Source organism: Shewanella seohaensis, assembly GCF_023283775.1.
GTDB classification, from domain to species: Bacteria; Pseudomonadota; Gammaproteobacteria; order Enterobacterales; family Shewanellaceae; genus Shewanella; species Shewanella seohaensis.
This window is the reverse complement of sequence record NZ_JAKILE010000005.1, coordinates 242891-258064: the sequence shown is the minus strand read 5'-3', so window position 1 is coordinate 258064 and position 15174 is coordinate 242891. Positions and strand designations below refer to the sequence as shown.

General features: G+C 49.6%; 14 protein-coding genes and 1 pseudogene. 9 read left to right on the top strand and 6 right to left on the bottom strand.

The window, feature by feature from the left end; genetic code table 11:
• Positions 1–69: 69 nt before the first annotated feature.
• Together L2713_RS08250 and L2713_RS08245 are read right to left on the bottom strand one after the other, a co-directional pair.
• Complete coding sequence (locus L2713_RS08250) at positions 70–315, bottom strand: YheU family protein (protein ID WP_248967562.1); 246 nt, start codon at positions 313–315, stop codon at positions 70–72.
• Positions 316–324: 9 nt separating this feature from the next.
• Positions 325–1308, bottom strand: coding sequence for a hydrolase (locus L2713_RS08245; RefSeq protein ID WP_248967561.1), 984 nt, complete (start codon positions 1306–1308; stop codon positions 325–327).
• A 111-nt stretch (positions 1309–1419) separates the two neighbouring features.
• On the opposite strand from L2713_RS08245, the gene L2713_RS08240 reads away from it, so the two are divergent.
• Genes L2713_RS08240 through L2713_RS08230 form a run of 3 tightly spaced genes read left to right on the top strand, consistent with a single transcriptional unit; the run spans position 1420 to position 3997 of the window.
• A complete protein-coding gene (locus L2713_RS08240; protein WP_089067027.1) occupies positions 1420–1926 on the top strand; it encodes a TAT leader-containing periplasmic protein in 507 nt (168 codons plus the stop codon).
• Positions 1927–1972: 46 nt separating this feature from the next.
• Positions 1973–3574, top strand: a complete 1602-nt coding sequence (locus tag L2713_RS08235; RefSeq protein ID WP_248967560.1) for a GMC family oxidoreductase — start codon at positions 1973–1975, stop codon at positions 3572–3574.
• Positions 3575–3586: 12 nt separating this feature from the next.
• Complete coding sequence (locus tag L2713_RS08230) at positions 3587–3997, top strand: GFA family protein (protein WP_248967559.1); 411 nt, start codon at positions 3587–3589, stop codon at positions 3995–3997.
• Positions 3998–4013: 16 nt separating this feature from the next.
• On the opposite strand, the gene L2713_RS08225 is transcribed toward L2713_RS08230, so the two are convergent.
• Both L2713_RS08225 and L2713_RS08220 read right to left on the bottom strand, forming a co-directional pair.
• A complete protein-coding gene (locus tag L2713_RS08225) occupies positions 4014–4475 on the bottom strand; it encodes a TIGR02444 family protein (RefSeq protein ID WP_011627142.1) in 462 nt (153 codons plus the stop codon).
• Between the two features lie 35 nt (positions 4476–4510).
• Complete coding sequence (locus L2713_RS08220) at positions 4511–6424, bottom strand: ABC transporter ATP-binding protein (RefSeq protein ID WP_248967558.1); 1914 nt, start codon at positions 6422–6424, stop codon at positions 4511–4513.
• A gap of 391 nt (positions 6425–6815) precedes the next feature.
• Between L2713_RS08220 and L2713_RS08215 the strand changes: the two genes are divergently transcribed.
• The 6 genes and pseudogenes from L2713_RS08215 to dbpA all read left to right on the top strand — a co-directional run bounded on the left by L2713_RS08215 (position 6816) and on the right by dbpA (position 12509).
• Positions 6816–7016 (top strand): YheV family putative zinc ribbon protein, encoded by a 201-nt coding sequence (locus L2713_RS08215; RefSeq protein ID WP_248967557.1) that lies wholly within the window; start codon positions 6816–6818, stop codon positions 7014–7016.
• A 936-nt stretch (positions 7017–7952) separates the two neighbouring features.
• Complete coding sequence (locus tag L2713_RS08210; protein WP_248967556.1) at positions 7953–8126, top strand: hypothetical protein; 174 nt, start codon at positions 7953–7955, stop codon at positions 8124–8126.
• 90 nt (positions 8127–8216) lie between these two features.
• Positions 8217–8669, top strand: a complete 453-nt coding sequence (locus L2713_RS08205; protein ID WP_248967555.1) for a DUF6985 domain-containing protein — start codon at positions 8217–8219, stop codon at positions 8667–8669.
• A gap of 120 nt (positions 8670–8789) precedes the next feature.
• Positions 8790–9221: an Imm26 family immunity protein gene (locus L2713_RS08200; protein WP_248967554.1), complete on the top strand. Its 432-nt coding sequence runs from the start codon at positions 8790–8792 to the stop codon at positions 9219–9221.
• Between the two features lie 553 nt (positions 9222–9774).
• Positions 9775–10632 (top strand): annotated as a pseudogene (locus L2713_RS08195) (pirin family protein).
• Positions 10633–11132: 500 nt separating this feature from the next.
• Positions 11133–12509 (top strand): ATP-dependent RNA helicase DbpA, encoded by a 1377-nt coding sequence (gene dbpA, locus L2713_RS08190; protein WP_248967594.1) that lies wholly within the window; start codon positions 11133–11135, stop codon positions 12507–12509.
• Between the two features lie 63 nt (positions 12510–12572).
• Here the strand turns inward: dbpA and L2713_RS08185 are convergent, their stop codons facing one another.
• Positions 12573–14849, bottom strand: coding sequence for a TonB-dependent receptor (locus L2713_RS08185; protein ID WP_248967553.1), 2277 nt, complete (start codon positions 14847–14849; stop codon positions 12573–12575).
• A gap of 58 nt (positions 14850–14907) precedes the next feature.
• A complete protein-coding gene (locus tag L2713_RS08180; protein ID WP_248967552.1) occupies positions 14908–15156 on the bottom strand; it encodes a hypothetical protein in 249 nt (82 codons plus the stop codon).
• Between the last annotated feature and the right edge of the window lie 18 nt (positions 15157–15174).

Here is a 15174-nt window from a genome sequence, read left to right as displayed (position 1 = left end):
ACCTAAAGAGCCGCTCATTGGGAGCGATAAACCGTATAAGCTATTTATACGGCACTGGGATACTGGTGGTCAATCTTGCCGTTTTGCTACTTGGTCGGCGTGGCGAATGGCAAAGGATTCATCGTCCTCGCTGTATTCCAAGACGAGTTTTCCTTGTTTAAGTGCTTGTTGGCATTGCACTATTGCCGTTGATAGTTCTTGCTCATCTAGGCTAGTAAAACTACCATCCTCCACTTGGCCTAAAAGATATTCGCGGATCAGATTGGCTAATGTCTCTTTGGGGAGCTGGAGTAAAGCATCGTAGGGGATAAGCATTCGGGTTCCTTATGGTGCCGATGAAGCATCATTGGCGAGTAAAAAGTCTAAAATGCGCCGCTCTAGATAATAGCGTGGCTTCCAAGGTGTACCCCCCTCAATAAAACCGACATGGCCGCCATGGGCATGTAATTCATATTCCACATACGCCGAAAGCTGGCTGGAATGTGGGATAACGGCATCCGTCATAAAGGGATCGTCCTTGGCGTGCAAGATCAGCGTTGGCTTAGTGATGCACTTGATAAAGGGGAGACCACTGGCGCGGGTGTAGTAATCTTCAACGCCCAAAAATCCATGGAGCGGTGCGGTGACTTTATCGTCAAAGTCATAAAAAGTATTGAGATTAGTAACTTGCATTGGGCTCAATGCCATCGCGCCCGCCAGATCGGGGTCAGCAAGCTTTTGATTGACCTTGCGTTGTAACTGTTTGATTAAATGGCTTTGATACACCTTTGAAAAACCATTTTCTAAGCGTTTGGCGCAGGCCGATAATTGCAGCGGCGCCGACACAACTACCGCGCGACTCAACAGGCTATGCTCTTGATATTCGCCTTGATATTTGGTCAGCACATTGCCACCTAAGCTGTAACCCACAGCTAATAAAGGTGATTGCGGGTACGTTTGTTGCAGCAGGCTTAGGTTAAACTGCAGGTCATCGGTATCGCCACTGTGATAACTGCGGGCGAGGCGATTGGTTTCCCCTGAGCAGCTTCTGTGGTGGTGAACCACAGCCGCTAAGCCTTGCTCTTTACAGGCTTGCAGAATGCGTCTGGCATAATGGGACTGGGCACTGCCCTCTAACCCATGAATGATGACCACAATGGGTTTGCCGACTTGGGGCCTTGCTTGCCAATCTAAATCGATAAAATCGCCGTCGGGAAGCTCGAGTCGTTGTCGCTCAAGCACAGGTTTGGCCACTTTAGTGAAAACGGGCAGAATAGTTTGCACATGGGGACTTTTGGCCCACCAAGGCGGATTAAAAACGTTTGGCATGGGATCTTATCTTGATATCAACTATTGCTGAAAATTAAAACGTGTGTTTAATTTAGATTCGCGGTCATTGTAGCACAATAATTTAACACTTAGCGTCTTGGGGAGACATAGATGAATAGACGTACCTTTTTACTGGGCGCGTTTGCCGGTACGGCGGCGATTGCCTTGGGGGTAAATCTCTACTCTCCCGAATTCAGCCTCCCCGATGAAGGCGAAGGAAAAGACTATCGTTTGTTATTCGGTGTGTTGTTACCTGTGATGCTCGATGGGGCCTTGCCCGATGTGGCAACCCATAAGTTGGCGGCGCAAAATCGCACCTTAGATGCCATTAAGCATTCGATTGATGTCTTACCCGACGAGCAGCAGGCAGAGTTATTCGAACTGCTGGATATGCTGGAAAATCGTCTCGGTTTACTGCTACTTACCTCGAGTATGACGCCACTCTTGATGCGCTCACCCAGCGACTTAACACAAATGTTGGAAACCTGGCGCCACAGCTATTTTGCGTTATTGCAAACGGCTTATTTAGGCCTGCGGGAATTAGTGATGGCCAGTTATTACGCCTGTCCCGAGCATTGGAGCCGACTTCACTACGCCAAGCCTGAATTGTTCAAATAGGCTGAATTTATAATAATAACAATAATGTAAGAATGGAGTGTTCCAAGTGGCAATCATAGATCCCATAGTGACAGGCTTAAATTCCGGTTGGTTACATACCGACGCCAGTCAACTGCAAGAGAACCAGCAATTTGAAGCCGATGTGGTGATTGTAGGCACGGGCGCAGGTGGCGGTGTGGCGGCGGAGATCCTAAGCCAAGCAGGGCTTAGTGTGATCATGATTGAAGCGGGGCCGCTTAAATCCTCCAGCGACTTTAATATGGAGGAGCGGGTCGCTTACCCTAATTTGTATCAACAGGCGGCTGCGATGAAAACCGCCGATAAGGCGATTGGTATTTTTCAAGGTCGCGCCGTGGGCGGCTCGACCACCATCAATTGGACCACCTCGATTCGTACTCCGAAGGAAGCCTTAGCCTTTTGGGCGCAGCATAAATCCGTTGCGGGCCTCGACCCCGATGCTCTGGCCCCTTGGTTCGAGCAGATGGAGCAGCGGCTTAATATTCATGAATGGAATTATGAACCTAACCGCAATAATGGCGCGCTCAAGCAAGGCTGCATCAACCTAGGTTGGGATTACACCGTCATTAAGCGTAACGTGGCGGGCTGTTGGAATACTGGTTATTGCGGCATGGGTTGCCCAGTCAATGCCAAGCAGTCGATGTTAGTGACGACTATCCCGAGCGCATTAGAGAAGGGCGCGCAGCTTTTTAGCCGTGCCAAAGTCGTTAAGATTGAACACCATAATGGCCAAGTGTTTGCCCTCAAGGCGCAGGCGCTCGATGTTAATTTACGGCCGACGTCTGTCGAGCTGTTATTCAAAGCCAAACACTATATTTTAAGCGCTGGCGCTATCCACACGCCGACCTTAATGATGCGCTCCGAGGTGCCCGATCCCTATCAGCTGTTGGGCAAACGTACCTTTTTACATCCCACAGTGCTCTCGGGTGGCATCTTTGCCGATGCGATTAATGCCCACAGTGGTGCGCCACAATCTATCTATTCCGATGAATTTGTTTGGAAAAACGGTGCCGATGGCGAGTTAGGTTACAAGCTTGAGGTGCCGCCTGTGCATCCGATTTTGATCGCCTCTAAAACCTTAGGTTACGGGGCGAGCCATGCGGAATTGATGGCGCAATTTAATCAGCTACAGGTCACTATCGCCTTGATCCGCGATGGTTATCATCCCGATAGCCAAGGTGGGCAAGTGCATCTCACCTCGACGGGCTTTGCCTTGGATTATCCGCTCACCGAGGCCTTTTGGCGTGCGGCGCGGCGGGCGTATGCCAGCATGGCCGAATTGCAATTCTCGGCGGGGGCATTAAAAGTACTGCCCATCAGTGATGGTATGCCTTATCTGTCGTCATGGAAGGAGGCGAAAGAGAGTATTGCGCAAATGGATTTAGCGCCGCTGCGGACAATCGTCGCCTCGGCGCACGTGATGGGTGGTTGTCCCTTTGGGGAGGATGAAAAGCTCTCTATGGTGAATAGCTATGGTCAGTCACATTATCTGGATAATCTGTCGGTGATGGACGGTTCTATCTTCCCGACCAGCCTCGGGGCCAATCCGCAGCTGTCGATTTATGGCATTACCGCGCGCAATGCCACAGCGTTGGCGCAAAAGCTGACCGATGGCCGAGAGCCACAATAGCGTGGAGTCTGTATGCAATCTATAGCATCCTTGGAGGGCGGCTGTTTATGTGGGGCGATTCGTTATCGGATTGAGGGCAAGCCCTTTGACGCCGATTATTGCCACTGCCGCATGTGCCAAAAAAGCATTGGGGCCGTATTTGGCGCCTGGATGGATTTTAAGCTGCATCAGGTAACTTGGCTTAAGGGCAAAGTGACAGAGTTTGCTTCATCTGAGTGTGTGAGACGCGGTTTTTGTGCCCACTGCGGCTGCTCGCTAACCTACAGGCACGCTGAGTATCCCGACTATCTCACCCTGACGATCGCAAGCTTAGATGATCCTGAACTGGTGCAGCCTAATTACCATATTTATACCGATGAGCAACCAAGTTGGCTCAATATTGAGGATTACTGCCAGCGTTATCCTCAGGCTCGGACTAAGTAAGCTAACGTCTGGTCTATTAAGGCGCGATAAAATTCAGCGAATTTACATCGGCTGCGGATAGGCCAAACAGGGTGAGGTAACTCACCAGATTGGTTTGTGCGCCAGTTGGCGATAATCCATTGACGGCATTTAAAATTGTGCGCTGCGCCTTACGTTCCATCATCAGCTCTACATCGAGCATCTGCTGATACTCTTCCTCATTCAGGCTTGCCTTGGCGAGGCGGCGCAGACGGCGATAGGGCGTGAGAAACTTTTCATCCCAATCCCAAACCGCATTCACTAGCTGCTGCCACTGCTCGGTCGAATATTCCCGTGGGCCCGCCACATCACTGGTGAGATCTAAATACTGCGCCAGCAGTAAGAGATTCACATTCACTTGGCAGTTATCCTGTAGCTCGAGGCAAAGCTGCTTATTTTGCCCGTAGCTCATATCACACCAATGCCAAATTTGACTGTCTAACGGGGTTGCATCCGACATACTGTTTCCTTGTACGTTAGGCGATAAAGGGCCAATTACTGGCCCATCAGCTCAAGTTCCATTGAATCAATTTCTTCTTGCAGCTCAAGCCATTGCATTTCACTTTCTTCCAGCGTTTGTGTCAAGCTGGTGCGCTCACTGAGTACTGACGTGAGTTTGGCTTTATTGTCCTGATCGTAGAGCTCGCTATCGGCCAGCAGATGCTCCAACTCGGCGAGGCGTTCACTGAGCTTTTGCTGATCGGTTTCAAGCTTCGCCTGCTTACGTTTAAGTGGCGACACCTTTTGGCGCAGCTCTGCTTCTAACCGCTTTTGCTGTTTCTTATCGACGGCGGGTTTGGCATCGTCACCGTTAACGGTGGAGTTCGCACTGGCGGCCTTAGCAGCATCGAGTAACCATTGGTGGTAATCCTCTAAATCACCATCGAAGGCCTGTACTTGGCCTTGATCAACCAGATAGTAATCGCTACAGGTTAAGCGCAGTAAGTGACGGTCGTGTGATACGATAACCATTGCGCCTTCAAAGGTTTGCAATGCCATAGTAAGCGCATGGCGCATCTCTAGATCTAAGTGGTTGGTCGGTTCGTCGAGCAGTAATAGGTTAGGGCGCTGCCACACTAATAGGGCCAACACTAAACGCGCTTTCTCGCCACCCGAGAACGGACGCACCGGCGAGAGTGCCATATCGCCATGGAAGCCAAAACCACCGAGGAAGTTACGTAATTCCTGCTCACGGGCATTTGGCGCGAGGCGCGCCAGATGTTGCAGCGGCGTATCGTCTAAGCGTAAAAATTCGATTTGGTGCTGGGCAAAGTATCCGATATTCAGGCCGGGATTGGGCTCATACAATCCGGTCATCGGTGACAGTTGTCCCGATAACAGTTTGATTAATGTCGATTTACCCGCGCCGTTGCGGCCTAAAAGGCCAATACGGGCACCGGGGACTAAGTTCAAATGCACTTTGCTAAGGATTTGCTTGTCGCCATAACCCACTGCCACTTGCTCCATTTTAATCAATGGATTGGGTAGGGCTTCTGGCGGGCGAAACTCCATATAAAACGGGCTATCGGCCTGGGATGGCAACAGCTCAGTCATCCGCTCCAGCGCCTTTAAGCGGCTCTGAGCTTGCTTGGCTTTACTGGCCTTGTAGCGGAAGCGGTCGACGAAGGACTGCATATGCGCCCGTTCTTTTTGTTGGCGCTCATAGGCGACCTGTTGCTGCGCCATACGTTCGGCACGGATGCGCTCAAAGGCACTGTAGTTGCCTTTGTAATAATTGAGTTTTTGATTCTCGACATGGACGATTTCATCGACAATCTCGTCGATAAAATCCCTATCGTGGCTGATTAAAATCAGCGTGCCTTGATAGGACTTAATCCAACCTTCGAGCCAGTACATGGTGTCTAAGTCTAAGTGGTTGGTCGGTTCGTCGAGCAGCAGTAAGTCGGAGCGGCACAGCAGTGCTTGGGCAAGATTTAAGCGCATCCGCCAACCACCCGAAAAGCTTTTCACTGGGTTATTTTGCTCGGCTTCGCTAAAGCCTAAACCTGCCAGCAAGGCACCTGCGCGGGCGCGAATGGCGTAGCCGCTAATGGCATCGATTTTACCGTGCAAGGTGGCAATGGCGTGGCCATCATTGTGTTCCTGCGCGATATGCAAGTCGGCCTCAAGCTGGCGATATTCTTTATCACCATCAAGCACATACTCAAGTGCAGAGACTTCCAGCGCGGGCGTTTCTTGAGCTACGGTGGCGATTTGCCAACCCGAAGGCATACTAAACTCGCCTTTGTCTAAGCTCAGGTGACCCATAATTAATGCCAGCAGTGAGGACTTACCCGTGCCATTGGCGCCGACTAGGCCGACCTTGTGGCCGGGATAGATGGTCAAAGAGGCTTCGTCGAGCAGGGTTTTGCTGCCACGGATTAATTGCGCTTGGTTGATGCTGATCATTAACTACAACTTGGTCATATCATGAATGAGTAAGGGCAGTGATGATAACGTACAAGCCGATGGCAAACCACAACTTAGGCCGAGTTGCTGAGGATTTCTTACACTTTTTACAGCATCTTTTTGGCGAATGTTGCGGCGGCTTTTAGGGCGTTCTTAGGATGAGAGGCAAAGCGAGTGCACGGCCGATTTGGCAAATCCTTCTTGAGTGAATCCCGTAAGATGCTAACGCCTGCTCATATCTTATGGCATCACAACTTGGTTTAAAGGCTGGCAATAGCTGGGCACTGTGGCAAAATAGCGGCCAATTTCAGGCTCACGCTTTGGGTTTCTCAAGCGAAGCGGAGTCATCTTCTGATCCAACTGAGCTGGTCTGTGCATTAAAGGTATTAGCATGACAACAAAAATAAAAAAGCGCTTCGTAGCTGGCGCAAAATGCCCAAAATGTGGCGCCAAGGACAGCATTCTGCTGTTTAAAGAAAACGGTATCGAAACCGTAGAATGCACCGACTGTGATTACCGCGAACAACAAACCGATGTCAAAGTCACCGAAAAAGCCACAGGTGCCGTGATTGGGGTGTTTAAGCCTGAGTAGTAGCACTTTTATATGCGTGTTTTTTGCTAAGTAACGATTAAAAGCTGATCCCCAAAGTGTGTTTTGCAGTTCAAAAGGGGAATTGGATAAGTAAAGCTATGCCTATAGAAAAGTTGATGGTTCGACTTAGAAGTTATGCATCTCTTCCTTTTGTAGCTTCAATGCGTTAATCAAAATCAAAGTCGTGGGGCTTCACCCCACACCCGACCAAGGAGGACTGCTCGTTCTATCCTCCTTGGATGCTCCAAGACGCCCCAACGGAGCTGGAAACTCCTTGTGCTCATTGCCAAATTTGCTATCGCTTCCGAAGGATGCGTCCCTGCACCTGCGAAAGCTAGCTTGCCATCCATGGCAAGACTCACGCAATTTGTCTATTCGCCCTACGGCAACTCCGAGGGGAGGTGTATTCCTTGGTGTTTTGAGTCGTTAGAAGGTGATTCATCTGCAAAACATAAGCGTAAAAGAATGAGAAAGCTAAAACAATATCAACTAATTACCCATCAAACTGTATAAAAAAAACGCTACCGCAAAAAAGCAAATTCCTATAGCATCATTTATACCAATTGACATGGATTTGGCCGCGGCCATATTTGAGATTTAGTGAATAAGCGATTTATGCCCTGCAAACAGCGCAGCGCATAAATACTAAGACGTTATATCGCTGGTGACGTATGCGTAAAACTCTGATTTTTTCTTTGCGCCATATGGGCATGTTATTGCACTTCTACTTCAGTTTCTTTTTCTGAGAAGACTATTGGGGCTGAAGAAGCCGAAAAATTAGGATTTCATCGTTTAATAGTTGGCAAGAGTGACTCTTGGAACGATGGCTGGATCTTTTTTGTTTATCCGGAAGTCGATGCCAACGGACACAAAATATCTGAAGTTTGCCTAGATATTTACGATAACTCTGAAAAGTTAGCTTTTTTATGTGTCGAAATGAAAAGTTCTGAAATAAAAGGGTTTAATCGTTCAGATATTGAAGTTAGCAAGCAAAGATCTGTTTCTGTGGATGTCAGCATCACATATGGAAGCGAAAGATATTTAGTTAAAAACGTCATATCTTTGCCGGGCAAAGATTATGAAACCTTTAAAAAACGATATAACAAATAAATGTAATCGCCAGCAAAAAGCGCTGGCTGCGACGTCAACCCGCTGCGGGGCTTTCCTCGCTAAATTTAGGCGTTATAAATCTAGGTAAATATGGAAGTAGCCGAAAAAATAATTGATCAATTAGAATTAACGGGACACGATTTGGAGGGGGAAATATCTTTTCCTGCTTTAGGTGAAAGTGTTTTGTTTACTATAGGGTTATCTGGTTCTGGTGAAATAGAGCAGTCACATAAAGATTCTATCAACTGGCTTTACAATAATATCGAACTTGAGTTCCCTAAAATTGAGGAAGCAATTTTCCAATATTACCAGAGAGTCTTACCTGATTATCATCTTGGTTTAGGGGAGTATGCCGACGAGCTAATGCCAACGCTATCCGCACCTAATCAAGTGTGGAACTATGTCACCGAACCAGGAGTGTTCATGTTTCCTGAAGATGAAGGTGGAGAACTTCATTTAGAGTATGAGTGTACCTTCGATGTAGAGCATGGTTTAAGAGTCGTACTTAAAAACGGAAAAATATTAAGGGTTGGCTTAGAGTAATCGATTTATAACAAGGCCATTATGGTAGTTGGACGCAAAACGCTTGGCTTGCGCTCCTTCGTCGCTAAGTTTAGCCAAGCATTTGTGCGCCTCATATGGCGGCGTTAACAGTACAAAACAATGAGCATCGAATATCCACTCAAACCAAAATCAACAAGCTACCTTGAGCAAGGACAGTTTTGGGCTGTGCCTCTTGAACAAGGTGGTTTTGGCTGCGGCGTGGTACTAGCTAAATTATTGCGTCAAGGTAAAACCGATACACGTTTGTTCTTGGTGGGCCTGTTAGATTGGTTTGGCGAGGCACCGCCAACATTAAACCAAATCAAAGGTGCTAACATCATCGAAACTGGAGCGGCACATATAAAAAGCATTACTGAAACAGGCGGTGTAATTATTGACTCTGGTTATAACGTAATAGGCATTGCAAGAGAAATCGAAAAATCCGATTTCATTAGCACATGGGGTTACAACGTGATTACAAGGCTAGCCGAAAGGTACGTAACAGTTAACAAGTCAAGCAAGCAGGATGACGTAACCAGCGTCCCTTCTTGAAGCGTTATCGCCATAGAAGTTTTAATCTGCAACTCAAAAATTAGAGTTGGGAATCTATCACGCTTTTGTTCCAAGGCACGTTGCGTAAGGCTTTTAAATCTACAGGTTACGCTAATGTCTAATGTCAAAAGGTGAGCCATGGTGATTAGCTAGACGACCGTTCGCTCCATGGCCGCTTTTTGGCATCCATGCCATCGCGGCATTCGTGAATCCATTAACATCATACGGGGCGGCCCAGCATCCACAGACGGACTTGAACAACATCCTTGTTTAAAGGCCTGTTCGCCATCCATAGCTCTCGTTCATAGGCTCAGAAACCTTAGGTTTCCATTCACCGTGTCGGTGAGTGAACATCATGGCAAGCCTGCATGAGTGGGTATCAGCAAGCTACCGTTCCATTTTTTCGAATGTTTAGACCGTGATTTCGCGTTATTCTTTTGCATATTTCCTTGTTATTCTGCCTCCATCAGCATTGCCACTGTTTCACTTAGTCACTTCTAACCCAAGTGATCGTGATTGTACGGGCTAATGCCTTACGAGTTAGGAGCATAAAATGAAAGTCTTAGGTCAGTTTTCTGCTAAACCTGCGATGGATGGCGACGGGGTGAATATTCGTCGTGTGGCGGACTTTATCACGACCCATTTTGATCCGTTTTTGATGATGGATGAGATTAAATCCGATGATAAACAGGATTTTATTGGTGGCTTTCCACCGCATCCGCACCGTGGAATGGAGACCTTTACCTACATCCGTAAGGGTGGCTTTGAGCATCGCGATCAGATGGGCAACGTCAAAGCGATTCGTGCTGGCGATGTGCAGTGGATGAGCACGGGTTACGGCGTGGTGCATTCCGAAATGCCGCTGGCCGATGCGCTTAATGGCCTGCATGGCTTCCAAATTTGGATCAATATGCCGGCTAAGGACAAACTGCGCCCCGCGGCGTATCAGGATACGGCTTCAACCCCTAGCGTTGAAACCACGAACGACACAGGCGCCACCCTTAAAGCCTTGGCGGGGGATTGGGCTTTTGCGGGTAAAAGCGCGATCAGTGCCACCATCCAAGGATTAGCGGGCGAAGCGGCGATTGCCGACTTGATGATTAACGCCAATGGTGAGGCGCAGCTCGATCTATCCAAGCATGAGTTTGCCGCCCTCTATCTTTACCAAGGTGGCTTGAGTAAGGGCTAAGGCTCACAGTGGTCATTCAATGAAGGCCAGTTTTTAGTGCTCGATAGCCAAACGCCATTGCAGCTTAAGGCCGATGAACGCGGTGCGGGCATGCTTTTGTTTGTGGGTAAACCGATTCGCGAAAAAATCGTCCAAATGGGGCCGTTTGTGATGAACACCCAAGCGGAAATTCAGCAGGCGATTCGCGATTATCAAGAGGGCCGCTTTGGCAACATTGCCTAAGTCTCGATTGCGTTAAATCTTGACTCCTGACTTGAAAACACCGCTATTACAAAGCTTGTTTTTCCGTAAGTCACACCCACTAAGCCCTGCCACGCAGGGCTTTTTGTTAGCGCGCTTCTTATCTCTCAGATACTTCAAAGCAGCCAATTAAGTCTGCTTGGGTGGTTAAGCGAAAGACTTCAGGAAAAGAGCGCGCTTTATTGCTACAATAGCCGAGCTTTGGATGGTGCGGATAAGATTGAGCATGGCAAGTTGCCGACTTAGCCTTATTGCGCGAATGGCATGGCTCAGTCAGAGGGCTAGTTTAAAGGCTTAATTTAAAGGCTTAGTTAACTTAACCGCCAGAAATAAAGGCCTAAAGAAATGGCTAAACGCCCCGAAGCGATAAGCGTATTTAATCAGTAACACAATGAAATTTCAGTGACTTGCCTGAGTTTAAGCCAGCGCGGGTTACCCACCACAGGATATTCGCCTTGAGCAATTCAGACACTCAGCCTTCAATGGCTTTCTCGACTCTTAAGCTAAAACCCGAACTGCTTGAGAACCTTACCACTATGGGCTATCACGAAATGACGCCGATTCAGGCGCAGAGTCTGCCAGCCATTTTAGCGGGCGAGGATGTGATTGGTCAGGGTAAGACGGGTTCGGGTAAAACGGCGGCCTTCGGGCTAGGTCTGCTGAACAAGTTAGATGTGAAGCGTTTTCGCATTCAAACCTTAGTGCTGTGTCCGACCCGCGAACTGGCCGACCAAGTAGCGCAGGAGATCCGCACACTGGCGCGTGGTATTCACAACGTAAAAGTGCTCACCCTCTGCGGCGGCGTGCCCATGGGGCCGCAAATTGGTTCACTCGAGCATGGCGCCCACATAATCGTCGGTACGCCGGGGCGGATTGTTGACCACTTAGAGCGGAACCGTTTAGACCTAAGTAACCTCAATATGCTCGTACTGGACGAAGCCGACCGCATGCTGGAAATGGGCTTCCAACCCCAGCTCGATGCGATTATCGAGCAGTCGCCACGCGAGCGCCAAACCCTGCTGTTTAGTGCAACCTTCCCCGAGCAGATTCAGTCGATTGCCAAGCAAATTATGTACGACCCTGTGATGGTGAAAGTGGCCGTAACCCACGAAAAGAGCACCATTGAGCAGCATTTCTACCACTTGGATGACGACAAGGCGCGCATGCAGGCGCTGCAATTATTGCTGCTGGATCGTAAGCCGGAGAGTGCGGTGGTGTTTTGTAATACCAAGCGCGAAACTCAAAAAGTGGCCGATGAACTGAGCGATGCAGGCTTTAGCGTTATCGCCCTGCACGGTGATTTAGAGCAGCGTGACCGGGATGAAACCCTGCTGCAATTTGCCAACAAGAGTGCCTGTGTGTTGGTCGCAACCGATGTGGCTGCCCGTGGCCTCGATATCGACGCGTTGGACGCGGTATTTAACTACCATGTGGCCTATGATACCGAAGTGCATATTCACCGTATTGGCCGTACCGGCCGTGCGGGCAGTAAGGGCGCGGCTTTTACCTTCTTTGACGATCAAGATGGCTACAAAATTGCGTTATTAGAAGAGTACTTAGATCGCGATATTCAGAGCGAAGCCTTACCATCATTAAGTTTGCTGGGCACTGCGCCCAATGCACCAACCATGATCACCCTGCAAATCGATGGCGGTAAAAAAGAGAAGCTTCGCCCTGGCGATATCCTCGGCGCCCTCACTGGGGAGAATGGTATCGAAGGCTCGCAGGTCGGCAAAATCCTTGTGACCGATTACCGCGCCTATGTGGCGGTGAATCGTAAAGTCGCTAAAAAGGCGCTGAGTAAAATCACCAGCGGCCGCATTAAAGGCAAGTCCTACCGCGCGTGGTTAATGAAATAAGCCGCAGTTAAGTGAATAAAAAGCGAAGCCAAATGGCTTCGCTTTTTGGTTTATGGCCTAGGGTTAGAAGTTATAGGTGACGCCCAACATCAGGTTACGCCCCATTAACGGCGCATAATCCTTGAGTAAGGAAGTATGGGGGCGTGCCTCCTGATTAAGCAGGTTGGTGCCTTTGAGATAAACCAAAATATCGCCGCTTGAGGTATACCAGCGATAAGTGGCGGCCGCGTTCACTAGGGCATAGCCTGCGGTTTCGGTCTCATTGTCGGCGGTGTCGGTTTGGCGGGCATAGCCTATGGCGCCTAACTCTGCGTGCCACTGCTGCAGATCGAAGTTTAATGTCGAGCCGACACGCATCGGCGATATTTGCGGTAAGTTACCGCCATCGACGAGTTTGCCGCGGGTGTAATCGCTAAAGAGTCCGAGTGACCAGAGATCATTAAATGGAATCGTTGCCTGCGCCTCGATGGAGTAAAGATCCGCATCGCCTTGAGTATATTGATAAACTGGCATGTCGCCTTCTTCATCGCTGTTGACCAGATCCGAGGCAACCAGTCCTGTGTTGCGCTCATAGTAGAAGTTATTGACTCGGTTATAGGCGAAGCTGAGTGAACCTGTCCATGTGCCGTCCAGCTTACGCAACGTGAGGTCGATATTGTTGGCGACTTCCTTATCGTTACTGCCGCTGTTAGCGACGATTTGACCATTCTCTAGGCTAAATTGCGACCCTAACTCAAAGCTTTGAGTAGCATCGTGTGGCCCGTAGCTGTAAAGCTCTTCGGCGGTGGCCGAACGTTCGGCGCGGGTGAGTGATAGGCCCAGATTGTAGGAAGGGGCGAAGTCCCACACTACGCCTGCCGACAGCGTCACATTATTATCAGTTAAATCATTAGGTTGATACTCTTGTTCACCATTAAGCGTGTCGAGCTGCATGCTATCGGGCGCGAGGCGGTAATGCTCGAGGCGACCGCCGAGTTCAAAGCGAAAATCCCCCAGCTTACGTTCTTGCACGATAAAGGCGGCGAGTGTGTCCGTTTTACTGTCGGGGGTGAGGGCTTCGTCGCCTTCCACCGCAAAGTCGCGGTGCACCGCATGCAGCCCCAGAGTGCCTTGCCATTCGCCCCAAGGATGATTGTTTAGGCTTAAACGTGCTTCGCTCTGCTTGTTGAAAAAAGTGGTGCCAGCAACGCCATCTTCTTCCTCGGCGTGTTGATAATCGCTATAGGCTGCGTCGAATTTTAACTTACTAAAACCAGCAAAGGGGTCGAGTAGCCCGCTATGCAACTGCCAAGCGGTTTTCTGTAAGTCGATGGTGATATTAGGGGCATCGGCCTCACCACGGCTGGGGATGCCGTAGTTGGATTCGGTGCGCGCGCCGGAGACGCTAACAAAACCCGAATCCCCCGTATAACCAACGCCTGCGGCGTAATCATCGAGTTTGAGTTGGCTATTGGCTAAGGTGCCGTGGGTGCTCGGCATATCGGCAATGGCATTACCGGGAATGTCGACATCCTCGGTTTTTCTGTGGGTGCCATCCAGATGCCAGTTAAATTGCCCATTACCGCCGTTGAGTTCGCCATTATAGGTTTGGCCATTATTGGCGCTGTCATAGCGAGCGCCAAAGTGCCCTGTCACTTCATCGACTGGGGTTTCGCTATAGCGGGTATCGACCACATTGACGACACCGCCGATGGCGCCATTGCCATAGAGTAGGGTGCCTGGACCGCGAAGAATTTCAATCTGCTGCGCCGAGGCGGCCTCGGAGGTCACGGCATGGTCCGCCGATACGGTAGAGGCATCGCCAACCGACAGTCCATTTTCAAGTACTTGTACTCTGGGGCCGCCCATGCCGCGGATAATCGGCCGACTGGCGCCCGCACCAAAGTGAGAAGCCTGTACGCCGGGGAGTTTTTCTAAGGTGTCGCCCAAGGTGGGTTCGGTGTTGAGCTTGAGTTGATCCTCGGTCAATACGCTGATGGGCGTAGTGCTTTCAAGGGCCGAGCGGGCGAGGGGTGATGCGGTTACCACGATATTTTCCATCGGGGTTTGGCTCAGCGCCACATCTTGAATAAGTACCGCCGTCGTTGAGCTAATCTCTTGATCGCTATGTTTAAAATTCGCATGGCTCACATGTAGATGCAGGTGACTATTATCGGCAATCTTGAGTTGATACTGGCCTTGGGCATCCGTAGTCGTGCTGTTACCGCCGTCAACACTGACGCGGGCATTGGCGAGCGCGTTACCTTGTTGATCAGTGACTTGGCCTTGAAGCTCTGCGGCCATAGCCGATGAACACACGCTCGCGACCGCAAGCGCTATTGAAGATAGTGCAAGTTTCATTGTGCCTTTCCTTGTAGATAAGCAAAAAAATTAATGTTTAAGTTTTTGAATTTGCTTTCTAAAAGGGAGGGGCGCGCGCATCAACATGGCGAATGTGGGCTAAGCTGGGGGCTTGATAGGTGGCAGTGGCGCGATGATCGGCGTGTTGCAAATCCAGCGGTAGCACGGGCATAGATGCCGGACTTGCACTGATATCATGGCCAAAATCGCAGACAATACAATGGGTGTGTTCATGTTCCAGACTGTGTTCGGTGTAATGGGTCAGCGCAAAGCACTGGGTAACCAGTAGCCATACACTGAGCAGCAACCAAGGCCACTTTTTATG